Origin of the sequence: Nocardioides cavernae (genome assembly GCF_013410035.1) — a bacterium.
Lineage (GTDB): Bacteria > Actinomycetota > Actinomycetes > Propionibacteriales > Nocardioidaceae > Nocardioides > Nocardioides cavernae_A.
Genome location: NZ_JACCBW010000004.1, coordinates 40,294 through 64,254, shown reverse-complemented (window position 1 = coordinate 64,254; position 23,961 = coordinate 40,294). Strand labels below are relative to the sequence as shown.

The 23,961-nt window shown below is 73.4% G+C and carries 24 protein-coding genes; 12 read left to right on the top strand and 12 right to left on the bottom strand.

The window, feature by feature from the left end; genetic code table 11:
* Window positions 1-57: 57 nt before the first annotated feature.
* On the bottom strand, window positions 58-585 hold the full coding sequence (locus F4692_RS16880; RefSeq protein ID WP_179620892.1) for a CAP domain-containing protein: 528 nt from the start codon (window positions 583-585) through the stop codon (window positions 58-60).
* A gap of 317 nt (window positions 586-902) precedes the next feature.
* On the bottom strand, window positions 903-1,424 hold the full coding sequence (locus tag F4692_RS16875) for a YbhB/YbcL family Raf kinase inhibitor-like protein (protein WP_179620891.1): 522 nt from the start codon (window positions 1,422-1,424) through the stop codon (window positions 903-905).
* Window positions 1,425-1,474: 50 nt separating this feature from the next.
* Between F4692_RS16875 and cobA the strand changes: the two genes are divergently transcribed.
* Window positions 1,475-2,713, top strand: a complete 1,239-nt coding sequence (gene cobA / locus F4692_RS16870; protein WP_179620890.1) for a uroporphyrinogen-III C-methyltransferase — start codon at window positions 1,475-1,477, stop codon at window positions 2,711-2,713.
* Window positions 2,706-3,509 (top strand): TrmH family RNA methyltransferase, encoded by an 804-nt coding sequence (locus F4692_RS16865; RefSeq protein ID WP_179620889.1) that lies wholly within the window; start codon window positions 2,706-2,708, stop codon window positions 3,507-3,509. The genes cobA and F4692_RS16865 overlap by 8 nt, the downstream gene beginning before the upstream one ends.
* Here the strand turns inward: F4692_RS16865 and F4692_RS16860 are convergent.
* The 3 genes from F4692_RS16860 to def are packed head-to-tail and all read right to left on the bottom strand — an operon-like array spanning window position 3,472 to window position 5,522.
* Complete coding sequence (locus F4692_RS16860) at window positions 3,472-4,107, bottom strand: DedA family protein (protein WP_218858710.1); 636 nt, start codon at window positions 4,105-4,107, stop codon at window positions 3,472-3,474. The genes F4692_RS16865 and F4692_RS16860 overlap by 38 nt on opposite strands.
* A gap of 6 nt (window positions 4,108-4,113) precedes the next feature.
* Window positions 4,114-4,908 carry a TrmH family RNA methyltransferase gene (locus F4692_RS16855; protein WP_179620888.1) on the bottom strand — a complete coding sequence of 265 codons (795 nt, stop codon included), beginning with the start codon at window positions 4,906-4,908 and terminating at the stop codon, window positions 4,114-4,116.
* Window positions 4,908-5,522 (bottom strand): peptide deformylase, encoded by a 615-nt coding sequence (gene def / locus F4692_RS16850; RefSeq protein ID WP_179620887.1) that lies wholly within the window; start codon window positions 5,520-5,522, stop codon window positions 4,908-4,910. Before def ends, F4692_RS16855 begins: the two co-directional genes overlap by 1 nt.
* Window positions 5,523-5,609: 87 nt before the next feature.
* Between def and F4692_RS16845 the strand changes: the two genes are divergently transcribed.
* The 3 genes from F4692_RS16845 (at window position 5,610) to F4692_RS16835 (ending at window position 10,363) form a co-directional block, all read left to right on the top strand.
* Entirely contained in the window at window positions 5,610-6,983 is a 1,374-nt protein-coding gene (locus F4692_RS16845; protein WP_179620886.1) for an acyl-CoA dehydrogenase family protein, read from the top strand.
* A complete protein-coding gene (locus tag F4692_RS16840) occupies window positions 6,983-8,197 on the top strand; it encodes an acyl-CoA dehydrogenase family protein (protein WP_179620885.1) in 1,215 nt (404 codons plus the stop codon). Before F4692_RS16845 ends, F4692_RS16840 begins: the two co-directional genes overlap by 1 nt.
* Window positions 8,198-8,314: 117 nt before the next feature.
* Window positions 8,315-10,363 carry an RCC1 domain-containing protein gene (locus F4692_RS16835; RefSeq protein ID WP_179620884.1) on the top strand — a complete coding sequence of 683 codons (2,049 nt, stop codon included), beginning with the start codon at window positions 8,315-8,317 and terminating at the stop codon, window positions 10,361-10,363.
* A gap of 79 nt (window positions 10,364-10,442) precedes the next feature.
* Here the strand turns inward: F4692_RS16835 and F4692_RS16830 are convergent, their stop codons facing one another.
* On the bottom strand, window positions 10,443-10,736 hold the full coding sequence (locus F4692_RS16830) for a YiaA/YiaB family inner membrane protein (protein ID WP_179620883.1): 294 nt from the start codon (window positions 10,734-10,736) through the stop codon (window positions 10,443-10,445).
* Between the two features lie 97 nt (window positions 10,737-10,833).
* Between F4692_RS16830 and F4692_RS16825 the strand changes: the two genes are divergently transcribed.
* Entirely contained in the window at window positions 10,834-12,312 is a 1,479-nt protein-coding gene (locus F4692_RS16825; protein ID WP_218858709.1) for a pyridoxal phosphate-dependent decarboxylase family protein, read from the top strand.
* 48 nt (window positions 12,313-12,360) lie between these two features.
* Here F4692_RS16825 and F4692_RS16820 read toward each other — a convergent pair whose 3' ends face one another.
* The gene (locus F4692_RS16820; protein ID WP_179620882.1) at window positions 12,361-12,573 is read right to left on the bottom strand and encodes a hypothetical protein; all 213 of its coding nucleotides are present in this window, start codon (window positions 12,571-12,573) and stop codon (window positions 12,361-12,363) included.
* Between the two features lie 453 nt (window positions 12,574-13,026).
* Between F4692_RS16820 and F4692_RS21335 the strand changes: the two genes are divergently transcribed.
* From F4692_RS21335 to F4692_RS16800, 4 genes are read left to right on the top strand one after another with little or no spacing between them, the layout of a single operon-like run.
* On the top strand, window positions 13,027-13,659 hold the full coding sequence (locus F4692_RS21335) for a hypothetical protein (RefSeq protein WP_179620881.1): 633 nt from the start codon (window positions 13,027-13,029) through the stop codon (window positions 13,657-13,659).
* Window positions 13,660-13,670: 11 nt separating this feature from the next.
* Window positions 13,671-15,107: a GuaB1 family IMP dehydrogenase-related protein gene (locus tag F4692_RS16810; RefSeq protein WP_179620880.1), complete on the top strand. Its 1,437-nt coding sequence runs from the start codon at window positions 13,671-13,673 to the stop codon at window positions 15,105-15,107.
* A gap of 11 nt (window positions 15,108-15,118) precedes the next feature.
* Window positions 15,119-15,775: a sulfotransferase family protein gene (locus F4692_RS16805; protein ID WP_179620879.1), complete on the top strand. Its 657-nt coding sequence runs from the start codon at window positions 15,119-15,121 to the stop codon at window positions 15,773-15,775.
* The gene (locus F4692_RS16800) at window positions 15,768-16,316 is read left to right on the top strand and encodes a nucleosidase (RefSeq protein WP_179620878.1); all 549 of its coding nucleotides are present in this window, start codon (window positions 15,768-15,770) and stop codon (window positions 16,314-16,316) included. The genes F4692_RS16805 and F4692_RS16800 overlap by 8 nt, the downstream gene beginning before the upstream one ends.
* 8 nt (window positions 16,317-16,324) lie before the next feature.
* Here the strand turns inward: F4692_RS16800 and F4692_RS16795 are convergent, their stop codons facing one another.
* The 5 genes from F4692_RS16795 to F4692_RS16775 all read right to left on the bottom strand — a co-directional run bounded on the left by F4692_RS16795 (window position 16,325) and on the right by F4692_RS16775 (window position 22,426).
* The gene (locus F4692_RS16795) at window positions 16,325-17,386 is read right to left on the bottom strand and encodes an NAD-dependent epimerase/dehydratase family protein (RefSeq protein WP_179620877.1); all 1,062 of its coding nucleotides are present in this window, start codon (window positions 17,384-17,386) and stop codon (window positions 16,325-16,327) included.
* Between the two features lie 84 nt (window positions 17,387-17,470).
* Entirely contained in the window at window positions 17,471-18,055 is a 585-nt protein-coding gene (locus F4692_RS16790; protein WP_179620876.1) for a LysR family substrate-binding domain-containing protein, read from the bottom strand.
* A gap of 10 nt (window positions 18,056-18,065) precedes the next feature.
* Window positions 18,066-19,778, bottom strand: a complete 1,713-nt coding sequence (locus tag F4692_RS16785; protein ID WP_179620875.1) for a BCCT family transporter — start codon at window positions 19,776-19,778, stop codon at window positions 18,066-18,068.
* 78 nt (window positions 19,779-19,856) lie between these two features.
* Entirely contained in the window at window positions 19,857-21,575 is a 1,719-nt protein-coding gene (locus F4692_RS16780; protein WP_218858707.1) for a bifunctional 3'-5' exonuclease/DNA polymerase, read from the bottom strand.
* Between the two features lie 11 nt (window positions 21,576-21,586).
* Complete coding sequence (locus F4692_RS16775; protein ID WP_179620874.1) at window positions 21,587-22,426, bottom strand: helix-turn-helix transcriptional regulator; 840 nt, start codon at window positions 22,424-22,426, stop codon at window positions 21,587-21,589.
* 113 nt (window positions 22,427-22,539) lie between these two features.
* On the opposite strand from F4692_RS16775, the gene F4692_RS16770 reads away from it, so the two are divergent.
* Both F4692_RS16770 and F4692_RS16765 read left to right on the top strand, forming a co-directional pair.
* On the top strand, window positions 22,540-23,472 hold the full coding sequence (locus F4692_RS16770) for an SDR family oxidoreductase (RefSeq protein ID WP_179620873.1): 933 nt from the start codon (window positions 22,540-22,542) through the stop codon (window positions 23,470-23,472).
* Window positions 23,473-23,501: 29 nt separating this feature from the next.
* Window positions 23,502-23,957, top strand: a complete 456-nt coding sequence (locus F4692_RS16765; protein ID WP_179620872.1) for a VanZ family protein — start codon at window positions 23,502-23,504, stop codon at window positions 23,955-23,957.
* Window positions 23,958-23,961 lie beyond the last annotated feature (4 nt).

Below are 23,961 nucleotides of genomic sequence, written 5' to 3'. Positions count from 1 at the left end.
CGAGGGGGCCGGGGATCGTCTCACACCCGTGGGGTGCCGTGCACCTGCCTCGTCGGGTCAGCCGTGGCGGACCAGGTTGACGACCCCGATGGTGCGTCCCTGGCCGTCGTTGGTGATGGCGACGCCGGCGCGGCGGGCGCGCGGGCTGAGGATGATCTCGCGGTGGCCGGGGGAGTCGAGCCAGAGGTCGACCATGTCGCCGGGGCTGAGCGCCGTGCCCCGTACGAGGGTCTCGCCGGCCCACGAGTTGTCACACCTGCGGATGATCTCGCCCTGGTCGCGGTGCTCGAAGCGACCGGTCCGTGCGATGCGCTCGCCCCACTGCTCGGCGAGGGCATCGGTGCACACGTCGAAGTTCCAGATCTTGCGGAGGCCGTTGGCCGCGCGCGCCTCGTTGATCTCGACCATGAGCGCGTCCTCGAGGTCGCTGTTGCTCAGGTCGGACGCGTCCTTCACGGACACGGCGGCGGGCACGGACCAGGTCCTGGACCACGTCTTAGCCTCGGCCGTCCCGGGGACACCGCACAGCAGCGCGGCCGCGGCGCCGAGCGCCGCGAGGCGGGTGGTGCGTCGAAGGTGCTGCACGGGGGTTCCTCCGGGGGCGGGATCCGCACCGCGACGGGCGAACGGATCTTGAGGCAATCTTTGTAAAAACTACGATTGAAGATACGCACGACGTGTGCTGACTGTCGAGTCCCGTGGCCAGATCCCCGGTACATCATGGGTTTGGTCAAGGTTCTGGGGCAGAGCTTCGAAACCGTCCGGTAGGAATCCAAACGGCTTGACGGTTTCTGCGGGGGGCGAATCGCGAAAAAGAGCCCCGTGGTCTGGACCTCTCGGTCCAGAGCACGAGGCTCGTGGGGGTGGTGGGACGGGTGTGCCGCCTGTGCCGCAGGTGCCGCCTAGTGCTGGTAGGTCCCGTGGATGATCGCGCGCCCCAGGGTCTTGAACGCCAGGTTGAACGACACCACGGCGGGGGAGGCGTCGGCGTCGACCCCGAGGGACGCCTCCTGGACGGCGTGCACCACGAAGAAGTAGCGGTGGACCTGGTCGCCCTTCGGCGGCGCGGCACCCATGAAGCCGGCCTCACCGCCGTCGTTGCGCACGTGGAACGCCGCGCCGGGCAGCTCCCCGGCCGCAGCACCCGTGTCGAGCGACGTCACGTCCGCGGGCACGTCGACGAGGCACCAGTGCCAGAACCCGCTCGGCGTCGGGGCGTCCGGGTCGAAGCAGGTGACGACGTAGGACTGGGTGCCCTCCGGCGCCCCCGACCAGCTGAGCTGGGGTGAGGTGTTGCCCTTGTCGGCCACCTGGTCGTCCTTGAGGGGCGCGCCGTCGGTGACGTCCTCGCTCGTGACGGTGAAGGAGGCGGTGGCGGGCAGGTAGTCGTAGGGATCGGGGCTGACGGGACGCTCGATGCTCATACCTCGAACCTAGCGACGGCCCGGAAGTGCGGGCCAGACAGAATGTCCGGATGCCCGACACGACTGCGCCGGACCCCCACCCCTACCTCGCCGGGCTGGTGCTCACCGGCCGCAGGGTGGTCGTGGTCGGCGGGGGCCACGTCGCCCAGCGCCGCGTCCCGGCGCTCATCGCGAGCGGTGCCGACGTCACGGTGGTGAGCCCCGAGGTGACGCCCGCGATCGAGGGCCTCGGGTCCGAGCTCACCCTGGTGCTGCGCGACTTCACCGAGACCGACCTCGACGGCGCGTGGTACGTCGTCGCCGCCACCGACGACGCCGACGTGAACGCGCGGGTGGTGGCCGCCGCCGAGGCGCGCCACACCTTCTGCGTGCGTGCGGACGACGCCCTCGGCGGCACCGCCTGGACGCCCGCCGTCGGCCACCACGGCAGCGTCACCGTCGGCGTACTCGGCAACCGCGAGCCGCGCCGGTCCGCGGCCCTGCGCGACGACATCGTCACCGCCCTGCGCGACGGGCACCTCACGGCCTCCGACGCGCTCGACCGCACGCCCGGCGTCGTCCTGGTCGGAGGCGGGCCGGGGGAGCCGGAGCTGGTGACCGTGGCGGCCCGCCACGCGCTGGCGAGCGCGGACGTCGTCGTCGCCGACCGGCTCGCCCCCCGCGAGCTGCTCGACGAGCTGGGCCCGCACGTCGAGCTGATCGACGTCGCCAAGCTGCCGCGCGGCCGGTCGGCCTCCCAGGACCACATCAACCAGGTCATCGTCGACCGCGCCCGCGCGGGCAAGCGGGTGGTCCGCTTCAAGGGCGGCGACAACTTCGTGTTCGGTCGCGGCTACGAGGAGGTGCTGGCCTGTGCGGCCGCCGACGTGCCGGTCACGGTCGTGCCGGGGCTCAGCTCCGCCATCGCCGTGCCCGCCCGGGTCGGCATCCCCGTCACCCACCGCGGCGTGGCCCACGAGTTCACCGTCATCTCCGGACACCTGCCACCCGGCCACCCGGAGTCCCTCGTGGCCTGGGACGCCGTCGCCGGCCTCCGCGGAACCCTCGTCCTGCTCATGGCGGTCGACAACGCCCCGGCGATCGCCACCGCGCTGCTCACGGGCGGCCGCGACGCCGCCACCCCCGTCGCCGTCGTCGTCGACGGCACCATGCCGACCGAGCGGGTCGTCCTGTCGACCCTCGGCACCCTGGCCGACGACCTCGCCGAGCACCGCGTGGTGCCCCCGGCGATCATCGTCGTCGGGGAGGTGGTCGCCGTGGCGCGACCGGACCGGTACGCCCGTGGCTGAGGTCGTCGAGATCAGCGACCCCGGCGACCCGCGGCTCGCCGACTACCGCGACCTGCGCGACGTCGAGCTGCGCAAGCACCTCGAGGCCGAGCACGGGCTCTTCCTTGCGGAGGGCGCCAAGGTCGTGCGACGCGCGGTGGAGGCCGGTCACGACGCGCGCTCCTTCCTGATGGCGCCGCGCTGGCTCGACGGCCTCGCCGACGTGCTCGAGCGCAGCGACGGCCCCTGCTTCGTGCTCTCCGAGGAGATGATCGAGCAGGTCACCGGCTTCCACGTGCACCGCGGCGCCCTAGCGTCGCTGCGCAGGCAGCAGCTGCCGCCGGTCGACGACGTCCTGGCGGGCGCGCGCTCGGTGCTCGTGCTGGAGGACATCGTCGACCACACCAACGTGGGCGCGATCTTCCGCTCCGGGGCAGCCCTCGGCTTCGACGCCGTCCTCCTGGCACCCCGGTGCGCCGACCCGCTCTACCGCCGCTCCATCAAGGTCGGGATGGGCGCCGTGTTCAGCACCCCGTGGACCCGCCTGCCCGACTGGTACGACGCCCTGCCCGAGCTGTCGCGGCGCGGGTTCACCACGGTCGCGCTCACGCTGTCCGAGGACTCGGTGCCGATCGAGGAGGCGGTGGCGGGTGTCGGCCGGCTGGCGCTGGTGCTCGGCTCGGAGGGCCACGGCCTCTCCCCGCGGTGGGAGGCGTCCGCCGACCGGCGCGCGATCATCCCGATGGCGGCCGGCATCGACTCGCTCAACGTCGCCGCGGCTACTGCGGTGGCGTGCTACGCCGCCGCTCGCCGGTGATGCGGTGGCGGAGCCTGCGTGCCGCCACGACGACCAGCACGATCGCCAGGAGCACGTAGACGACGTTGCTCGCGGGGCCGACGTACGCCTCCACGAGGTGCCACTGCTCGCCGAGCTCGAAGCCCGCCAGCACCAGTGCGCTGTTCCACAGCAGGCTGCCGACGGTGGTGTAGAGGCAGAAGGTCCACAGCGGCATCCGGTCGACCCCGGCCGGGATCGACACGAGGCTGCGCACCCCCGGCACGAGACGGCCGAAGAACACGGCGGCCCGCCCGTGCCTGCCGAACCAGTCGACGGCCTTGCGCACGTCCTCGGCGTGCATCAGCGGGATCCGGTCGGCGAGGGCAGCGAGGCGCTCGAGCCCCCAGGCGGCACCCAGCCAGTAGAGGACGAGTGCGCCCGCCAGCGACCCGCCGGTCGCCCACACGATGGCGGCGACTACGCTGTAGTGGCCCTGGCTGGCCGTGTAGCCCGCCAGAGGGAGCACCAGCTCGCTCGGGACGGGTGGGAACACCGTCTCGAGCGCGGTGGCCAGCCCCACGCCGGGCGAGCCGATGGTGCGCATGACGAGGACGAGCCAGTCGAGCACTGCTTCCACGTCGCGTCAGCCTCGCTGCTGCAGCGCGTGGTGCAGCACGATCGAGCCGGCGACCGCGGCGTTGAGGGACGAGGCCGAGCCGACCATCGGGATGCTCGCCACGTCGTCGCACGCCGCGCGCCAGCCCGACGACAGGCCGTGGGTCTCGTTGCCGACGACGAGCACGACACGTCCGGTGAGGTCGACCTCGGCCAGCGTGGTGCCCTCCTCGTCCGTGCCCACGATGCGGTAGCCGTGCGCGTGGGCCCACTCCACGACGGGGCCGGGCCCCGGCACCCGGAGCACCGTCAGGGCGAAGAGCGAGCCGGTGCTGGCCCGGACGGCCTGCGGGTCGTAGGGATCGGCGGCGTGGCCGGTCACGACCAGCGCCGCCGCCCCGAAGGCATCGGCCGACCGCGCGAGCGTGCCGATGTTGCCCGGGCTGGTCGGCCGGTCCAGGACGACGACCGGACCGTGGGGTCGGGTGGAGTCGGCCAGCCGCTCGACGCCGTCCTCGGGCATCTCGACGACCGCGACGAGCTCGGCGCCGTCCTCACGGCCGCTCAGCCGGGCATGGAGGTCGGGGGAGAGGACCACCCGCTCCGCGTCGGTGGAGGACCAGAGGTCCTCCGCCCACGACGAGCCCGACCCCTCGGCCCGGAGCAGCGCGCGCACGCGCCAGCCCTCCTCGACGGCTCGGGTCAGGGGGCGTACGCCCTGCACGAGCAGCTCGCGGTTGCGGTGTCGCTTGCTGCGGTTCGTCAGCAGTGCCTCCCACTGCTGGAAGCGGGCGTTCTCCCGGGTGATGCGGAGGTCGGCCATCACTCGGCGGGCGCGGCCGGCTCGGCGGGCCAGGTCAGCGGGTAGTCCTCGGCGGCGGCGTCGTGCTTCTTGCCGAGCTTCTTGCGCGACTTGGCCGAGAGGCGGTCGCCGAAGACCGTGCCGAGTGTGTGGTCGGTCTCGTGCTGGAGGCAGCGGGCCAACAGGCCGTCGCCCTCGAAGCCGACCGGCTCGCCGTCGAGGCCTGTGCCCTCGACGCGCGCCCACGACGGGCGGGCGCACGGCTCGAACGAGCCCGGGAACGACAGGCACCCCTCGTCGTCGTCGTCGAGCGTGCGGTCCTTGCCCTCGGGCAGCGTGAGCACGGGGTTGCAGACGACGCCCACGGTGCGCACGCCGTCGTCGTCGGGGCAGTCGAACACGAACATCGCGACGTCCTCGCCCACCTGGCAGGCGGCGAGCCCGACGCCGTCGGCGGCGTACATCGTCGCGACCATGTCGGCCGCGAGGGACGCCAGCGCCTCGTCGTACGTCGTCACCGCGGCCTGTGGCCGGTGCATGACGGGCGTGCCCCACCGGGTGATGGGTCGCACCGTGCCACCCTCGGGGAGTGGGCCGTGCGGCGCGTGGACGTCGGTGGCGGACTCACGTGACATGCGCGAAGCCTAGCGAGGAGGGGTGGGGTGACCCGCACCACGGGAGCGTCTCTGGCCAAGGGTGTAACTCAGAGTTACAGTTTGGCCATGTCCTTCATGAACAGCCTCCGGCCCGGCGGCCGCCACGGGTTGTCCTCGCGCGAGGAGCGCGACCCGATCGGCATCGCCGTGGCGGCGGTCAGCAAGCTGGCCCAGAGCGACCTCATCGACCGCGTCGGACTGCGCCGGCAGGCCGAGCAGGTCGTCTACTCCACGACCCGCAACGGCTTCCGGGTCGCCACGGCAGCCGGCCGCCGGTTCGCACGGGCGGGGTCACGGTCCCAGGGCGCGCGGCCGGCGAGCGCGACCTCGAGCGGTGTCTTCGACCTGACGCCCACCGAGGACGAGCAGATGCTGGTCGACGTGGTCCGAGAGCTGGCGGCCGAGGTGCTGCGCCCGGCCGCCGCCGGCGCCGACGAGGCCTGTTCCGCGCCTGCCGAGGTGCTCGCCGCCGCGCAGGAGGTCGGCCTCCCGGTGCTCGGTGTCCCCGAGGAGCTCGGCGGCATCATGGAGGAGCGCTCGGCGATGGCCGGCACGCTGGTCGCCGAGGCCCTCGCGACCGGCGACATGGGCCTCGCCGTCGCGACCCTCGCGCCCGGCGCCGTGGCCACCGCGATCGGGCTGTGGGGCACCGAGGCCCAACAGCAGACCTACCTCCCGGCCTTCACCGGCGACGGAGGGGAGGCAGGCGTCCCGGTCGCCGCGCTCTCCATCGCCGAGCCGACCGTGCTGTTCGACCCGTTCGCGCTGTCCACGACCGCGCAGCGAGACGGTGACGGCTACGTCCTCGACGGGGTGAAGTCCGCCGTCGTACGCGGTGCCGAGGCAGAGCTCTTCGTGGTCGCCGCGATGCTCGACGGCACCCCGGCGCTGTTCCTGGTGGAGTCCGGCACGCCGGGCCTCGAGGTCGAGGCCGACCCGTCGATGGGCGTCCGCGCCGCCGGGCTCTCCCGCCTGCACCTGTCGGGCGTACGCCTCGGCGCAGACGCGCTGCTCGGGGACACCGACGCGATCGCGTACGCCGAGTGCGTGCGGCTCTCGCGCCTGGCGTGGTGCGCCCTCGCGGTCGGCACCGGCCAGGCGGTGCTCGACTACGTCAAGGACTACGTCAACGAGCGCGAGGCCTTCGGCGAGCCGATCAGCCACCGTCAGTCGGTGGCCTTCATGGTGGCCGACATCGCGATCGAGCTGCAGGCGATGCGGCTGGTGACGTGGAAGGCCGCGTCGCGGGCCGCGCGGGGCCAGGACTTCGCCCGCGAGGTCGCGCTGGCCCGCCAGCTGTGCACGGAGCGTGGCATGCGCATCGGCCTCGACGGCGTCCAGCTGCTCGGGGGCCACGGGTTCGTCAAGGAGCACCCGGTCGAGCGGTGGTACCGCGACCTGCGGGCCGTCGGAGTGATGGAAGGCGTGGTGATGGTCTGATGATCAACCTCGAGACCCCGAGGAAGCAGGCGGGCCTGATCGACCAGGCCCACCAGCTCGCGATGAACATGCTGCGCCCCATCTCGCGCAAGTACGACCGCGCCGAGCACGAGTACCCCAAGGAGCTCGACATGCTGGCCGCGCTGATCGACGGCGTGAGCGAGACCGGCGCGACCGGCGGCGCGGGTGCGGGCGGCGTGCGGCGCGACGAGCGGGCGGCCGAGTCCACGACGGTGCGCAACGGCGCCAACATGGCGTCCGCGCTCTCCATCGCCGAGATGTGCTGGGGCGACACCGCGCTCCTGCTCTCCATGCCGCGCCAGGGCCTCGGCAACTCGGCGATCGCGTCGGTCGCCAACGAGGAGCAGCTCGAGCGCTACGCCGGCACCTGGGCGGCGATGGCGATCACCGAGCCCGGCACCGGGTCGGACTCGGCCAACATCACCACCACCGCGGTGCTCGACGGCGACGAGTACGTCATCAACGGCGAGAAGATCTACGTCACCTCCGGCGACCGCGCCGACAGCGTCGTGGTGTGGGCCACGCTCGACAGGTCGAAGGGTCGCGCCGCGATCAAGTCCTTCCTCGTCCGCAAGGACAACCCCGGCCTGAAGGTCGAGCGCCTCGAGCACAAGCTCGGCATCCGCGCCTCCGACACGGCCGCGATCACCTTCACCGACTGCCGGGTGCCGGCCGAGGACCTGCTCGGCTCGCCCGAGATCGACACGAGGTCCGGCTTCGGCGGGGCGATGGCCACCTTCGACAACACCCGTCCCCTGGTGGCGGGCATGGCCGTCGGCTGCGCCCGCGCCTCGCTCGACCTCACCCGCGACCTGCTCGAGCAGGCGGGCGTCGCCATCGACTACGACAGGCCCGCGCAGTCGCAGTCCGCGGCCGCGGCGAAGTTCCTCCAGCTCGAGGCCGACTGGGAGGGTGCCAAGCTGCTGATGATGCAGGCCGCGTGGATGGCCGACAACCGGCAGCCCAACTCGCTGGAGGCCTCGATGGCCAAGGCGAAGGCCGGCCGCGTGGGCTCCGACGTGACGCTCTCGTGCGTGCAGCTGTGCGGCACGCTCGGCTACAGCGAGGCCGAGCTGCTGGAGAAGTGGGCGCGCGACTCCAAGATCCTCGACATCTTCGAGGGCACCCAGCAGATCCAGCAGCTGATCGTGGCCCGGAGGGTCCTGGGCCTCTCGAGCGCCGAGCTGCGCTGAGCGGGTCCCGGTCCAGCGAGCGGCGGCCCCTACGAAGGTAGGTGGTTTCGTCGAACCCCGGGTGCGCCGGAGCGGACGGTGGTGGAATCGCCGCTCCGCCACCTCCCGAGGAGACCCGTGAACCTGCGCTTCCCGCGCCACCTGACCCTGCTCGCCCTCGTCGCCCCGGCCCTCGCCGTGCCGCTCACCGTGTCGGTGGCCGGACCAGCAGCCGCCGAGCGCCCCGACGAGGTCGCGTCGGCGTACGTCGTCGACGAGTGGACCCGAAGCGGCGTGAAGCTGCCGCCCGGCACCTACACGGCGGTCGAGGTCGCCTACGACGCGACCTTCGGCATCACGCTCGACGGCCAGGTCCGTGCCGGCGCCGGGTACGGCGGGCCGCACGTGCTGCAGCCTCCGCAGTTCGACCGCCCCGTCGTCGACGTCACCGCGGGGACGACCTTCGGCATCGCGATCGACGACCTCGGGCAGCTGCGCACCTGGGGGGACGGCTCGCCGGTCCCCGACGAGGACATGGCCGAGACGTACCGTGACGTCGAGGCGGTCGGTGGCGCCGCCATCGGCGTGACCACCGACGGGGAGCTGCGCTACTGGGGCGCCCGCGAGGGGACCTTCGACGAGGCCGAGGTCGCCGCCTCCGACATCGTCTCCGTCTCCCTCAACAGTGACAGTGCCGTGGCCCTCACGTCCGACGGGCGGATCCTGTCCGCGGGCTACGCCCTCGACGGGACCTACTTCCAGTCCTCGCCCTTCCCCGCCGACCGCGCCGACGAGACCTTCGTGGCCGTCGACGCCGGCGTGTTCACCGCGGTCGCGCTCACCGACGACGGTGAGATCGTCACGTGGGGCTCCTACCAGAACGGCGAGGACCAGGTGCCGGCCCTCCCGGCCGGTCGTCGTGCGGTCGCCGTGTCGGCGGGCATGTGGATGTCCGCGGCCGTCCTCGACGACGGCTCCGTCATCCGCTGGGGCTCGGGCGAGCACCAGGTGCTGCCTCCCGTCCGCGCCGGGTTGCAGGCCGTCGACGTCGACGTCGACCGCTACCGCGCCCTGATCACCTACGCGGCGCTCGAGAACGTCACGGCGCCGACCATCTCCGGCACGCCGCAGTTCGGCACCGAGCTCACCGCGACGCCCGGTGAGTGGAGCGACACGCCTGACGACGTCCACTACGAGTGGACACTGCACACCGGCGGCGACGCGAAGGTCGTCGGCACCGACTCCGCGACCTACACGCCCACCGCCGCCGACGCGCTCGCGGGCGGCACGCTCGAGGTGGCGGTGACGGCCGAGAGGTCTGGGTTCGTGGGGGCGTCGGCGACCAGCCGGCAGACCGCCCCGGTCGCGCGTCGCACGTTCGCGACGGCGCCGGTCGTCACCGTCGGCGGCACGCCTCGCGTCGGCGGGACCCTCACCGCCACCGCGAGCGGTACGACGCCTGCCGCCGACACGACGGCGTACGCGTGGTTCACCCGCGACGGCGCGGCGCTGACCCCGATCGCCGGCGCGACGGGCGGCACGCTGGAGCTCACCCCCGGTCTCGTGGGTCGCAGCGTCGTGGCACGAGCCACGTCCTCGCGCAACGGCTACGTCGACGTGTCGGCCGACAGCGCGCCGGTCCCGGTCGCAGCTGCCACGCTCGGCGCCCCCGGCGTGACCGTGACCGGCTCGACGCGGGTCGGCCAGCTCCTCACCGGCTCCGTGACCGCCGACCGGTCCGCCACCACAGCGGCCTACCAGTGGCTCCGCGGCACGACGCCCGTCCCCGGTGCCACGTCGACCACCTACCAGGTCTCCGGCGCCGACCTCGGCCACACGCTCAGCATGCGCGTGACCAGCAGTGCACCCGGTCACCACGACGCCTCCGCCACCTCGGCCCCGACCGCCCGGGTCACCCTGCCGGCCACGACGCTGCGGGTGAAGGCGCCGAAGAAGGTGGCCGCGGGCAGCAAGGCCGTCCTCAAGGTCTCCGGCCTGGCCGGCGGCGAGACCGTGACGGTGACCGTCAGGGGCACGAGGGTCACCGCGTCCGCGAACGCGGCCGGGGTGGCCACGGTCAAGGTCAAGGTCACGGGCAAGACCGGCAGGCGCGTCGTGAAGGTCACCGGGTCGATGGCGGACCGTGCCGGCACCACCACGCTGAAGGTCGTGCGCCCGAGGCGGTGAGGGACGCCTCGCCGCGAACGCCACGAAGCCCCTCCCGGATGGTTCCGGGAGGGGCTTCGTGGTCGACGGGCTCGACGGGTCAGGAGACGGACCGGAAGGGGTCGTGCTCGGCGAGGAGCTTGTCGACACGGGCCTGGTCGATGCGGTGGAAGACCCGCTGGTCCTCCTGCTGGTCGCGGACGACCTTGGCGAGGGTGAAGGTCGAGGTCGTGAGGTAGAGGGTGCCGAGGGCCAGGAAGCCCTTGATCCAGGCGTCGGCCTCCATGAAGTAGATCGCGAGGAGCATCGCGAAGAGCGAGGCTCCGAAGGAGATCGCGGCCTGGGCGGCGAAGGCGGTGGTGTTCTTGGCGGTGGAGTCGGTCTTGGAGGTCATGGCAGCAGCCTGTTCGGAGTTCTCCGGCGCGGGACCTGCCCGACTACCCGATCCCCACTGAGTACGAGCACCTGACTGCCACCGGTACGTTCACCCCATGCCCGACCAGTCCGTGCCCGACCAGTCCGTGCCCGACGAGTCCCTGCGCGCGCACATGTCGCCCGAGGAGTTCCGTCGCCAGGGGCACGCGACCATCGACTGGATCGCCGACTACTGGGCGTCGCTCGACGGCCTGCCCGTGCGTGCCCAGGTGGCGCCCGGCGACGTACGTGGCCTGCTCCCGCCTTCCGCGCCGGAGTCGCCGGAGCCGTTCGACGCCGTGCTCGCCGACCTCGACCGGGTGGTCGTCCCGGGTCTCACGCACTGGCAGCACCCGCGCTTCTTCGCGTACTTCCCGGCCAACTCCTCACCGGCCGCGATCCTCGGCGACCTCGTCTCCAGCGGCATCGGCGCGCAGGGGATGATCTGGGCGACCAGCCCGGCGGTCACAGAGGTCGAGCAGGTCGTGCTCGACTGGCTCGCCGAGGCGCTCGGCCTGCCCGAGGCCTACCGCAGCGACGGTCCCGGCGGCGGCGTCATCCAGGACACGGCATCCACGGCGACCTTCACCGCGCTGCTCTCCGCCCTGCACCGGGCAAGCGGGGGAGCCGTGCGCCGCAGCGGCGTGGGCGGCACGCGCTGGCGGGTGTACGGCTCCACGCAGGCGCACTCGTCGCTGGTGAAGGCCGCCATGATGGCCGGTCTGGGCGAGGACGCGGTGCGCACCATCGACGTGGACGCGTCGACCCAGGCGATGGACGTCGACGCCCTGCGCGACGCGCTGCTCGAGGACGTCGAGGCCGGTCTGCGGCCGGTCATGGTCCACGTCGCCGCGGGCAGCACGTCGACCGGGGCGATGGACGACGTCGCCGCCGTCGCCGAGGTCGTCCGCGAGTGGGGCGTGTGGGTGCACGTCGACGCCGCGTGGGCGGGCGTCGCGGCCGTGTGCCCGGAGCACCGCGGCCACCTGGCGGGTGTCGAGGCGGCGGACTCGTTCGTCACGAACCCGCACAAGTGGCTGCTCACGACCTTCGACTGCTCGACCTTCTGGGTGCGGGACCGCGCAGCGCTGACCGGCGCCCTGTCGATCCTCCCGGAGTACCTCCGCAACGCCGCCACCGAGTCCGGGGAGGTGGTCGACTACCGCGACTGGCACCCCCAGCTCGGCCGCCGGTTCCGCGCGGTCAAGCTGTGGGCCGTGCTGAGGACGTACGGCCTCGAGGGGCTCCGCGCGCACGTGCGCAGCGGGGTGGCGCTCGCCGCCCGGGTCGCCGACCTCGTTTCGGCGGACGACCGGTGGGAGCTGGTGACCGAGCCCTCGCTCTCGCTCGTCGTGTTCCGGCTGCGCGCCGGTGACGAGGAGACGATGGCGGCCATGGAGGCGGTCAACGCCTCGGGCGAGGCATACCTCAGCCACACGACGGTCGAGGGCCGGGCGGCGATCCGGCTCGCGGTCGGGAGCTGGCGCACGACCCAGGCGGACGTCGACCGGGCGTGGGCTGCGCTGCAGGACGCGGCCGCCGGCCAGGGCGGCTGATCAGGACCCGTCGAGGAGGCCCAGCTTCCGGAGCCGGTCCTCGCGCAGCTAGCGCCTCCCCGTGGGGTCGGCGGCGATGAGCTCGCGCGTGCGCTCGACCGACTGGGTCAGCAGGTACTCGAGGTGGAACCGGCCCTCGCGCGCCACCCGGAAGGCCGTGTCGCCCACGGGGTGCACGTCGACCCGTCGGTCCGCGCCGTGCAGCACGAAGATGGCCAGGGGGCGGCCCTGGCGCCGCGTCGGGGTGCTCTCCCGCAGCACCCAGGTCGTGCTGCCGCCGGAGATCGAGACGAACGGGCCGCGGTCGCGGATCGCGGTGACGAGGTCGGCGAGCGTCGGTGCGCGGTGCGGTCGTCGAGGTCGAGGACGCGCGTGTCGTCGACGGCGTCGTCGCCCATGGACACCGGGTCGCGGGTCACGATGACGGGGAAGCCCGGTGCGTCCACGACGGCGCGCTCGCGGCGCGCGCCGAGGTCGCGCACCTCCACCACCCACGGCACGACCCGCACGAGCCGCAGCACGACCACCAGCGGCACGAGGACGACGCGGAGGAGCAGCTCGATGCCGGCGAGCACGGTGATGGCCGTCTCGCGGTCGACGGGGATGCGCTGCGGCCACGGCATCCAGCGACGGCGTACCGCGTACGTGCGGCCGGTCGGCGACGTCACCTCCACGACGTTCCCCCGGACGCACCCATGCGCGACAGTGTGGGGCATGAAGCTCTTCGCCGACACCCCGGTCCGTCGCACCCTCCAGGTGCTCGCCGACGTCCTGTTCGTCGCCTGGCTCGTGCTGTGGGTGTGGATCGGCGTGGCCGTCCACGACGGGACGGAGCAGCTCGCCGGTCCGGCGCGACAGACCGACTCCGCGGCGACGTCGATGGCCGAGCAGCTCCGTGACGCAGGTGGTCGGCTGGGCGAGGCACCCCTGGTGGGTGACGAGCTGTCCGTGCCGTTCGACCGGGCGGCCGACGCCTCCGACGGCCTGGCGTCGGCGGGACGCGACACGGTCGAGGCGGTCGAGCGGCTGGCCCTGCTCCTCGGCCTGTCGGTGGCGCTGATCCCGATCCTCATCGCGGCGGCGATCCACCTGCCCATCCGGTGGAGGTTCGTCCGGGAGGCGACGGCCGGGGCGAGGTTCATCGACGCGCAGGAGGACCTCGACCTCTTCGCGCTGCGAGCCCTGGCCCACCAGCCCATGCGGGTCCTGGCGACCGTCAGCGACGACCCGGCCGGGGCCTGGCGGGCGCGGGACCCGGAGGTCGTGCGCCGGCTCGCCGAGCTGGAGCTCGCCGACGTGGGCCTGCGCCCGAGGAAGCTCCCCGGGTCGGCCGCGTCGTCCGCGTAGAGTCACCCCACGTGCAGTTCCTCGACGGCGCCACGCCGCCCCACGACCTGACCTACGACGACGTCTTCATGGTGCCGCGCCACTCGGCGGTGGCCAGCCGCTACGACGTCGACCTGTCGACCTCCGACGGCACCGGGGCCACCCTCCCGCTCGTCGTCGCCAACATGACGGCGATCGCGGGCAGGCGGATGGCCGAGACGGTGGCGCGGCGCGGCGGCATCACCGTCATCCCGCAGGACATCCCGATCCCCGTCGTCGCCGACGTCGTCGCGTGGGTCAAGCAGCGGCACCACGTCTTCGACACCCCCATCGAGCTGCGCCCGGACCAGACGGTCGCCGAGGCGCTCGCGCTGATCCCGAAGCGCGCGCACAAGGCCGCGGTCGTCGTCGAGGACGGGCGTCCGGTCGGCGTCGTGTCGGAGTCCGACTGCGCCGAGGTCGACCGGTTCGCGCAGGTGTCGTCGGTGATGAACCGGTCCGTCGTGACGGTCTCGTCGAGCACCGACCCGCGCGAGGTCTACGACGCCATCGAGCGGGCCAAGGCCCCGCTGGCGGTCGCCGTGTCCGGGAGCGGGTCGCTGGTCGGCGTGCTGACCCGGCTCGGCGCCCTGCGGGCCACCCTCTACGCGCCGGCGCTCGACACCTCGGGCGGCCTGCGGATCGCCGCCGCCGTCGGGGTCAACGGCGAGGTGGAGCAGCGAGCCGCGCAGCTGCTCGAGGCCGGGGTGGACTGCCTCGTGGTCGACACGGCGCACGGCGACCAGGACCGCATGGTGCAGGCGCTCCGGTCGGTCCGCGGCCTCGCCCCGTCCGTACCCGTCGCCGCGGGCAACGTCGTCTCCGCGGAGGGCACCCGCACCCTCATCGAGGCGGGTGCCGACATCGTCAAGGTCGGGGTCGGGCCGGGCGCCATGTGCACCACCCGCATGATGACCGGCGTCGGCCGTCCCCAGTTCTCGGCCGTCCTCGAGTGCGCCACCGCAGCCCGCGCGCTGGGCAGGCACGTGTGGGCCGACGGGGGCGTACGCCACCCGCGCGACGTCGCGCTCGCCCTCGCGGCAGGTGCCTCCTCCGTGATGATCGGGTCCTGGTTCGCCGGCACCCACGAGTCGCCCGGCGACCTCGTGCACGACGCCGACGGCCGCCCGTTCAAGGTGTCCTTCGGGATGGCGTCGGCCCGTGCGGTCGCCCACCGGACCGCGGGGGAGTCGTCCTACGACCGGGCGCGCAAGGGCCTCTACGAGGAAGGCATCTCCTCGTCGCGGATGTACCTCGACCCCCAGCGTCCCGGCGTCGAGGACCTCATCGACCAGATCTGCTCCGGCGTGCGCTCCTCGTGCACCTACGCCGGTGCGCGCGACCTCGCCGAGCTGCACGAGCGTGCGCTCGTCGGCGTGCAGTCGGCCGCCGGGTTCCACGAGGGCCGTCCGCTCGACAGGTCCTGGTGAGCGGCCCGGCCATGGACCACGTCTTCGTGATGACCTACGGCAGGTCGGGCTCGACCCTGCTGATGGGCATCCTCAACTCGATCCCCGGGTGGCTGCTGCGCGGGGAGAACCGCCACGCGATGCGACACCTCTACGACTTCCACCGCAGCGGCCTGCGGGAGCGCGCCCGCGTGGACGCGGCCCGGGCCAGCCAGCCGACGCACCCGTGGTTCGGCATCGAGGGCTACCCCGAGCAGGCCTCGCTCGAGCACATCCGTGCGCTCGCCGAGGCCACCCTGCTGCGGCCCGAGCCGGGCACCCGGGTCACGGGCTACAAGGAGATCCGCTGGTACGACAAGGACCTCCCCGACTACCTCGAGTTCCTCCAACAGGTGTTCCCGGGCGCGAGGTTCGTGATCAACACCCGCAACCTCGCGGACGTCGCGGCCAGCAACTACTGGACCCACAAGGACGACCCGCTCGGGCAGGTGACCCGCAACGAGGCCGCCATGCTCGCCGCGGCCGAGGGCCTCGGCGACGCGGCCTACCGCGTGCACTACGACGACTACGTCGCCGACCCGGAGGTGCTGCGCGGGCTGTTCGACTGGTTGGGCGAGCACTTCGACCCCGACGCGGTCCGCGCAGTGATGGCCACGCCCCACTCCAGCCGCGGCAAGCACCGTGGCTGAGCGCCACCTCGTCGTCTCGGCGACGGCGGCCGAGGCCGCGCACGTCCCGCCGGACCTGCCGCTGCTGATCACCGGGATCGGCAAGACCGCTGCCGCGGCGGCCACGGCCCGCGCCCTCGCGGCGTACGACCACCTCTCGGGGCTCACCGTGGTCAACGTCGGCACCGCGGGTGCGTTGCGACCGGGCCTGTCCGGCCTGTTCGAGCCCGGGGTCGTCCTCAACCACGACATCAACGCCGACGTGATCCGCTCCCTCGGCCACGACCCGCAGGAGCGGCTGGTGGTCGGCACGTCCGAGGTCGTGCTCGCCACCGGGGACGTGTTCGTCAGCGACCCGGTCGTGCGCGACGCCCTCGCCGGGCGCGCGCACCTCGTCGACATGGAGGGGTACGCCGTCGCCTGGGCCGCGCAGCAGGCAGGTGTCCCCGTCCGGCTGGTCAAGCACGTCTCCGACACGGCCGACGAGTCCGCGCTGGACTGGGCGTCGATGGTCGAGGCCTCTGCCGTCGCGCTGGGCGAGTGGCTGGAGAGCAGCCTGTAGGGAGCGACTCAGGTCACCCGGCGGTTGCTGACCGGTCCGCGGCGCACGGCGCGCGCGAGCCCGCCGAGGACCGTGCGCGGTCGCAGGACCTGGCTGTGGGACGACGCGGCGTCCCGCATCCCCTCGACGACCTCGGCGAGCACGGACGTGGCGTCGTGCGAGGGCATCCAGCCGAGCTCGGTGAGCGCGCGGGTGGTGTCGAGCAGCGGCACGGCGAAGCCCATGTCGACCCACCCCGGGTCGAGGGGCTGGAGGTGGGCGTGCCACGACGCCGAGACCGCCGCGCGCAGCGCCGCCGAGGGGACGTGCACCAGTCGTGCGCCGAGGGCCGTCGCGATGGTGTCGGCGGTGACGGGCGGAGCGGCCGCGAGGTTGAACGCCCCCTGCACCGTGCCGTCGAGCGCGCGGACGATGGCGTCGGCGACGTCGTCGGCGTGGACGAGCGGGATCGAGAGGCCGCGGTCGAGCGGCAGCACCGGCACGTGACGGAGGGCGGCGGCCGGCACGACGGCCGGCAGCCCGTAGCGCAGCAGGGCGCTGCCGGCGTCGCGCTGCCCGACGATCCCCGGCCGCAGGCGCGTCACGACGATTCCGGAGTCGCCCTGCTCGGCGAGGTCGAGCAGCCGCTCGGCGGCGGACTTGTGCCGGCTGTACATGGACGTGCGCACCCCGCCGGTCGGCCACGACTCGTCCACCGGCGCGTCGTCCCGCTTCGGCGAGTAGGCGCCGACCGAGGACATGTGGACGAGGTGCCGGACGCCGCAGGCGGCCACGGCGTCGAGCACCCGGGAGGTGCCACCGACGCCGAGGGCCCGCAGGTAGGCCTCGCGGTGGGACGGCTGGAAGCCCCACGCCAGGTGCACGACGGCGTCGGCGCCCTGGAACGTCGCGCGCAGCACCTCGGTGTCCTCGCGGGACAGGTCGACCGCCGCCCAGCGCACCCCGGGGTGGGTCTCGGGCGGGGGAGGCCTGCGTACGACCCCCACGACGTCGTGGTGACCGTCGCGGGCCAGCCGCCGCAGCAGCGCCGACCCGATGTTCCCGCTCGCGCCCGTGACGACGACGCGCATGGTGCACCTCCTCCGCGACGCACCACAGCGGCCCGTCGGGCTGTCGGTACCCCGTCGCGCGCGCGGCAGACGTCCGCGAGCGCCTCAGCGCGAGGTGTTGGCCGTACGTCCCTTCGTCACGCCGACGAACGCCTGCGTCACCTCGTCGTCGCGCTCGACGCGCCAGATGAGGGCGATGGTGGTGGGCTCGAGGTCGGACACCACGCGGGTGACGACGTCCTTGCGCTGGTGCAGGCGCGCGACCGACATCGGCACGATCAGGACCCCCGTGCCGGCGGCGACCGTCTCGACCGCCTCCTGCTCGGTCATGGGTGGCCAGTCGAGCTGGTCGGCCTCCGGCGTCCAGCCGCTCGGGTGCGGCCGCACGAGCTGCTCGTCGACGAGGTCGGCCGTCGTGACCTCCTCGTCGGCCGCCGCGAGGACGTGCTCGCGCGAGGCGACCGCGACCTGCAGCTCGTCGTAGAGGCGGACGCAGTGCAGGCCGTCGCGGTCGACGGGCAGCCGCACGAGTGCCATGTCGAGGCTGCCGTCGCGCACGCCGTCGACCTGTGCGGCCTCCGTCACCGGCACGAGCTCCAGCGGCTCGCGGCGGCGGTCGCGCCAGTGGCGGGCCCACTTGTCCGGGGTCGCGCCGGTGACGAAGCCGATGCGCAGGGGGTCGACGCTCATGCGCACGACCCTAGTTCCGCGACGCCTCGGGGTCCTTCTCCACGGCGATCACGAAGTCATCGCCGTGCTCGGTGACGCCGGTGATGACGGCGGCCTCGACGGCCTCGATGGCGTACTTGCGACGGACGACGAGGGGGTCCTGGGCGAGGTCCTTCACCAGCGCCACGGCCAGCCCGATCATGATGAGCACGAACGGGAGCGCCGCGATGACGGTGATCGTCTGCAGTCCGCTCAGCGCGTCGGCCCCGCCCACGAGCAGCATCACGGCGGCCACCGCGCCGGTGGCGACTCCCCAGAAGATGACCGTCGGACGGCTCGGGTGGATGGTGCCGCGCTCGGACAGCGACCCCATCACGATCGACGCGGCGTCGGCGCCGGAGACGAAGAAGATGCCGACCAGGACCATCACCAGGATGCTGGAGACCGTCGCCAGCGGGAAGGACTCGAGGGTGCTGAAGAGCTGCTGCTCCAGGCCCCCCGCGCCGGCGATGTCGGTGCCGCCCTGCTGGAGGTCGATGGCGGCGCCGCCGAAGATGCAGAACCACACGACGCTCACCAGGCTGGGGACCAGCAGCACGCCGGTGACGAACTGGCGGATGGTCCGCCCGCGGGAGATGCGCGCGATGAACATGCCGACGAACGGCGTCCAGGACAGCCACCACGCCCAGTAGAAGACGGTCCAGGTGGAGAGCCAGTCACTGGTCTCGGCACCCTCGGCGGCGGTGCGCGCGGCCATCATCGGGAGGTCGGCGACGTAGCTGCCGATCGACGTCGGCACCAGGTTGAGGATGAAGACGGTCGGTCCGACGATGAACACGAACAGGGCCAGCGCGACGGCCAGGACCATGTTGATGTTGGACAGCCACTGGATGCCCTTGGCGACCCCGGAGACGGCGGAGAGCACGAAGGCGGCGGTGAGCACGGCGATGATGCCGACGAGGACGGCGTTGCCGGTGTCGCCGATGCCGGCGACGATCCGCAGGCCCGACTCGATCTGGAGCGCGCCGAGGCCGAGCGAGGTGGCGGAGCCGAAGAGCGTCGCGAAGATCGCGAACATGTCGATGGCCTTGCCGCCGAGCCCGTGGGCGTGGTGCCCGAGCAGCGGCTCGAAGGCCGAGCTGATCAGCTGGAGCCGGCCCTTGCGGTAGACGCCGTACGCGACGGCGAGGCCCACCACGGCGTAGATCGCCCACGGGTGCAGCGTCCAGTGGAACATCGTGGTGGCCATGGCGGTCTGGGCCGCCTCGGGGTTGCCGGCCTCACCGGTGCCGGGCGGCGGGGTGACGAAGTGGGTGATCGGCTCGCTGACGCCGTAGAACATCAGGCCGATGCCCATCCCGGCGCTGAACATCATCGCCACCCACGAGACCGTCCGGAACTCCGGCTCCTCGTCGTCGCGACCGAGTGGGATGTTGCCGAACTTGCCGAGCGCCAGCCAGATCACGAACACGACGAACGCGCTCGAGGTGAGCACGAACAGCCAGCCGGTCTTCTCCATCGTCCAGGCCAGGCCTGCGGACGACGCGTCGGCGAGGCTGCCGGTGCTGACGAAGCCCCACACCAGGAAGGCGAGGCTCACCAGCGCCGTGACGCCGAAGACCACCTTGTCCAGGCCGCGCTCGGGAGGGGTCGTGGACCCGATGGCGGCGTCGAGGGCGGGGTGGGGATCGTCGGGCACGTCGGGTGTGGGCAGGTCGCGCGGGTGTTCGATTCCTGTGGCCATCCGCCGACCAGACCAAGAATCTCGACGTCGAGCAAGCCGAGGCGGCCGGTTCCCGCGGAGACCGAGAGAAGGCTCACATCACGACTCGGTGCCGCCGGGCTTGCCGGCCTCGGCGTAGGAGCGGACCACCGAGACGTTGAGGGGGAAGTCGACCGGGTGCTCGCGGAACACCAGCGTCCCGGCAGCGACCGCTGCGGCCTCCACCTCGGCCACCACGGCGTCGGCCAGGTGGGCGGGCGCATGGACGACGACCTCGTCGTGCAGGAAGAACACCAGGTGCGGCCGGCCCTCCAGCGGGGCGTCGCCGTCGCCGAGCCGCCAGAGCCGGTTGCGGAGGTCGGCGAGCCAGCAGGACGCCCACTCGGCGGCGGTGCCCTGGACCACGAAGTTGCGGGTGAACCTGCCGTACGCCCGCCGGTGCCGGTCCTGGGCGTCGAGGTCGTCGGGCGGCGCGTCGGGCGACTCGTCCCACGAGCCGCCGAGGGCGGGGCACCCGCGCCCGAGGAGCGTACGCACGACCTGGCCGCGCTCTCCTGCGCGCGCCGCCTCCTCGACGAGGCCGAACGCCTGCGGGTAGCGACGGGTCAGGCCCGCCACCATCCGCCCGCTCTCCCCGCTGGTCGCGCCGTACATCGCGCCCAGCAGGCCGAGCTTGGCGTCCTGGCGTGACGCGACGGCACCGGCGTCGACCATGCCCTGGTAGAGGTCGGCGCCGCGTGCAGCGCGGGCGAGACCGAGGTCACCACTCATCCCGGCGAGCACCCGCGGCTCGAGCTGGGCGACGTCGGCCACCACGAGCAGCCAGCCCTCGTCCGCGACGGCGGCCGAACGCACCTGCACCGGGAAGGAGAGCGCTCCGCCTCCGTTGGACGACCAGCGCCCCGTGGCCGAGCCTGCGGGCTGGTAGACCGGCCGGAACCGGCCGCCGCTGACCCATTCGTCGATCCAGGCCCACCCGTTGGTGGTGAACAGGTGCGAGAGCTTCTTGTAGCGCAGCAGCGGCTCGGCCACCGGGTGCTCGATGCGCCGGATCGTCCAGGCACGCGTATCGGCCACGTCCACCCCGGCGCGGCGCAGGGCAGCGAGCAGGTCGGGGCGCGAGTCGGGGTTGAGCCCGGGGGAGCCCAGCAGGGCCCGCACCTCCTCGGCGCACTCGGCGAGCAGGCGCGGGCGGGCGCCCCGCGGCGGGCGCGGGCCGAGGCGCTCGGTGAGGAGCGCCTCGTGGACGTCGACGCGCCACGGCACACCGGCGTGGGTCATCTCCGCGGCGACCAGGGCGCTCGCGGACTCCGCGGCCAGCAGAAGGGCGAGCCGCGCGGCGTCGGGGGACGCGGCGACAGCGCCGAGCTGGCGGGCGTCCTCGACGGCGGCGTCGAGGTGCTCGCTCGCGGCGGCGGCGCTGAACAGGACGGGCTCGCTCGGTTGCGCGGGCGCAAGCCCGTCCCACAGTTCCGCGTCCTCGCCCCGCAGGAGGGACTGGTCGACCGCGGGTGCCCGCGACAGGACCCGGCGGCAGAGCCGGAGGTCGTGGCAGCGCGCGACGCGCACACCTGCGGCGAGGAGCGCGGGGTACCACCGGGCGGTGTCGTCCCACACCCAGCGCGGCCCGCCGTCCGGCCCCTCGCCGTGCGCTGTCTCGCGCTCGGCGACCAGGCCCGGGAGCTCGGCGAGGTCCACGTCCTCGACGACGTCGGGATCGTGCTCGCCGCCAGCGGTGCCGACGCGCACCCGCTCGCCCGGCAGGCGGGTGAGGTGGACGCGAGGAGCAGGAGCGGGCACGTGGACACTGTCGCCCACGGCACCGACGCTCAGGCCCAGGAGGGGGTGTCGGCGGCAGCGAGCAGGCGCAGGCCCTCGTGGCTGGGCGTGCCGGGCGTCGCGGTGAAGACCAGGAGGTGGTGCGACTGGAACGGGTCCTGCACGACCTGGCAGCTCAGCTCGAGCAGGCCGACGGCCGGGTGCACGTAGCGCTTGACCTCCCGCGGGCGGATGCCGACCTCGTGCGCCGCCCACCAGTGCCGGAACTCCTCGCTGCGCTCGAGCAGGAGCTCGCTGAGGTGCGCGGCCCGGGAGCCGGGGCCGCGGAGGGCGAGGACGCCACGCAGCCCCGAGGCGTACATCCGCGAGTAGTGCTCGTGGTCCTCGGGCGGGTGCAGGCGGCGGGCGGTCGGGTCGGTGAACCAGCGGAACCCCATGCTGCGCGCCGGGCCGGTGTAGCCGGTCAGGTCGCCGACCAGCGCGACGCTGAGCGGCGTCTGCCGCAGCGTCTCGCCGAGCTCGGTGACGATCTCGGCCGGGGTGTCGGTGAGGCGGTCGAAGATCCGCAGCATCCCCGGCGCGACGTGGTCGCCCGCGGCCTCGCGCACGGGCGGGTGGTGCCCCGCGAGCCGGAACAGGTGGTCGCGCTCCTCGAGCGACAGGTGCAGCCCCTGCGCGATCGCGGCCACCATCTGCTCGGACGGCTGCGGGCCGCGTCCGCGCTCGAGCCGGGAGTAGAAGTCGCTCGACATGTGGGCGAGCGCGGCGACCTCCTCGCGCCGCAACCCCGGCGTACGCCGGCGCGCACCGCGCGGCAGCCCGACGTCCTCGGGCTGCAGGGCCTCCCGGCGCCTGCGCAGGAAGTCGGCGAGGCCGGCACGATCGATCACCCGCCCATCCTGACGGGTCGGCCCGCTCCCATCCACGGATCGTCAGGCCGTGGATGGGAGCCGGGCGGTCGGCCACGCTGGACCGCGACCACCCCAGGACGACAGGAGCCGCCGTGCCTCGCAGGCAGTACGACCTCACCCTCCCCGACCTCACCGGACGCCGTGCGCTCGTCACCGGCGCCAGCGACGGCATGGGCCTCGGCATGGCGGAGGCCCTCGCCGCAGCCGGCGCCGAGGTGCTGGTCCCCGTGCGCAACCGCGCCAAGGGCGAGGCGGCCGTCGCCGTGATCCGCGGACGGGTGCCGCACGCCCGGCTCGTGCTCCACGACCTCGACCTCTCCTCGCTGGAGTCCGTCGCGGCGCTGGGCGAGCGCTTGGTGGCCGAGGGCGAGCCGATCCACCTGATGATCAACAACGCTGGGGTGATGACGCCGCCGGACCGGCAGACCACCGCCGACGGGCACGAGCTCCAGCTCGGGACGAACCACCTCGGTCACTTCGCCCTCACCGGCCGCCTCCTGCCTCTGCTGCGGGCGGGGCGCGCGCGGGTCACCTCCCAGGCGAGCGTGGCCGCACGACGCGGCTCGATCAACTGGGACGACCTGTCCTGGGAGCGGTCCTACGACGGCATGGGCGCCTACCGCCAGTCCAAGATCGCGTGCGGCCTGTTCGGCCTCGAGCTCAGCCGCCGCAGCGCGGCGGGGGGCTGGGGCCTCACGAGCAACGTCTCCCACCCGGGCGTCGCACCGACGAGCCTGCTCGCCGCGCGCCCCGAGGTCGGCCGTGGTGACGACACGACGAGCGTGAAGGTGATCCGCTGGCTCTCGGCACGCGGTCTGCTCGTCGGGACCGTCGAGACCGCGAAGCTGCCCGCGCTCATGGCTGTGACGACCGGGGACGACGGCGGCTTCTACGGGCCCCAGTGGCCGGGCAGAGCCGGGGGACCGCCCGGACCCGAGGCCCTGTGGGCGCCGCTGCGCCGCGACGCCGACGCCGCACGCCTCTGGGAGGTCTCCGAGGAGCTGACCGGGGTCCGGTTCGGCTGAGCCTTGTCGCCCACCGGGATGATGGCGGCGTGCTGCACCGACATCCGCTCCTCAGCTTGCTCACGCTGCTCTACCTGGGCTTCGTCGGACTGGTGACGCTCACGCCGGGGCAGGACCAGCCCGACTACACCGGTCTCGCCGTGCGCATCCTCGACCGGCTGGAGCGCTATCCCGACCTCGACCCGCTGACCAGCCGGCTGAGCGTCGAGCGGGTCGAGTTTCTCGCCAACGTCGGGCTCTTCGTGCCGCTGGGCGTCTTCCTGATCCTGCTCGTGGGGTCGCGCTTCTGGCTGGTGGCGCTCGCCGCGGGGATCGTGCTGACCTCGATGATCGAGAGCGTCCAGGGGCAGATCCCCGGACGCGTGTCCGACCCGCGCGACGTCGCCGCCAACTCGATCGGGATGTTCCTCGGGATCTTCCTGGGGATCGTGCTCACCCTGCCCGCGACGCTGCGTCGCCGACGCGAACGCGCCGCCGGGGCGTGAGCGG

What these genes read in the sequence shown, in the direction of transcription:
- cobA (WP_179620890.1), top strand. Translation starts at nt 1,475, where the DNA reads ATGCCCGACACGACTGCGCCGGACCCCCACCCCTACCTCGCCGGGCTG.
- F4692_RS16855 (WP_179620888.1), bottom strand. Translation starts at nt 4,908, where the DNA reads ATGGCCGACCTCCGCATCACCCGGGAGAACGCCCGCTTCCAGCAGTGG.
- F4692_RS16790 (WP_179620876.1), bottom strand. Translation starts at nt 18,055, where the DNA reads ATGAGCGTCGACCCCCTGCGCATCGGCTTCGTCACCGGCGCGACCCCG.
- F4692_RS16795 (WP_179620877.1), bottom strand. Translation starts at nt 17,386, where the DNA reads ATGCGCGTCGTCGTCACGGGCGCGAGCGGGAACATCGGGTCGGCGCTG.
- def (WP_179620887.1), bottom strand. Translation starts at nt 5,522, where the DNA reads ATGTCACGTGAGTCCGCCACCGACGTCCACGCGCCGCACGGCCCACTC.
- F4692_RS16845 (WP_179620886.1), top strand. Translation starts at nt 5,610, where the DNA reads ATGTCCTTCATGAACAGCCTCCGGCCCGGCGGCCGCCACGGGTTGTCC.
- F4692_RS16825 (WP_218858709.1), top strand. Translation starts at nt 10,834, where the DNA reads ATGCCCGACCAGTCCGTGCCCGACCAGTCCGTGCCCGACGAGTCCCTG.
- F4692_RS16840 (WP_179620885.1), top strand. Translation starts at nt 6,983, where the DNA reads ATGATCAACCTCGAGACCCCGAGGAAGCAGGCGGGCCTGATCGACCAG.
- F4692_RS16830 (WP_179620883.1), bottom strand. Translation starts at nt 10,736, where the DNA reads ATGACCTCCAAGACCGACTCCACCGCCAAGAACACCACCGCCTTCGCC.
- F4692_RS21335 (WP_179620881.1), top strand. Translation starts at nt 13,027, where the DNA reads ATGAAGCTCTTCGCCGACACCCCGGTCCGTCGCACCCTCCAGGTGCTC.
- F4692_RS16875 (WP_179620891.1), bottom strand. Translation starts at nt 1,424, where the DNA reads ATGAGCATCGAGCGTCCCGTCAGCCCCGATCCCTACGACTACCTGCCC.
- F4692_RS16785 (WP_179620875.1), bottom strand. Translation starts at nt 19,778, where the DNA reads ATGGCCACAGGAATCGAACACCCGCGCGACCTGCCCACACCCGACGTG.
- F4692_RS16805 (WP_179620879.1), top strand. Translation starts at nt 15,119, where the DNA reads ATGGACCACGTCTTCGTGATGACCTACGGCAGGTCGGGCTCGACCCTG.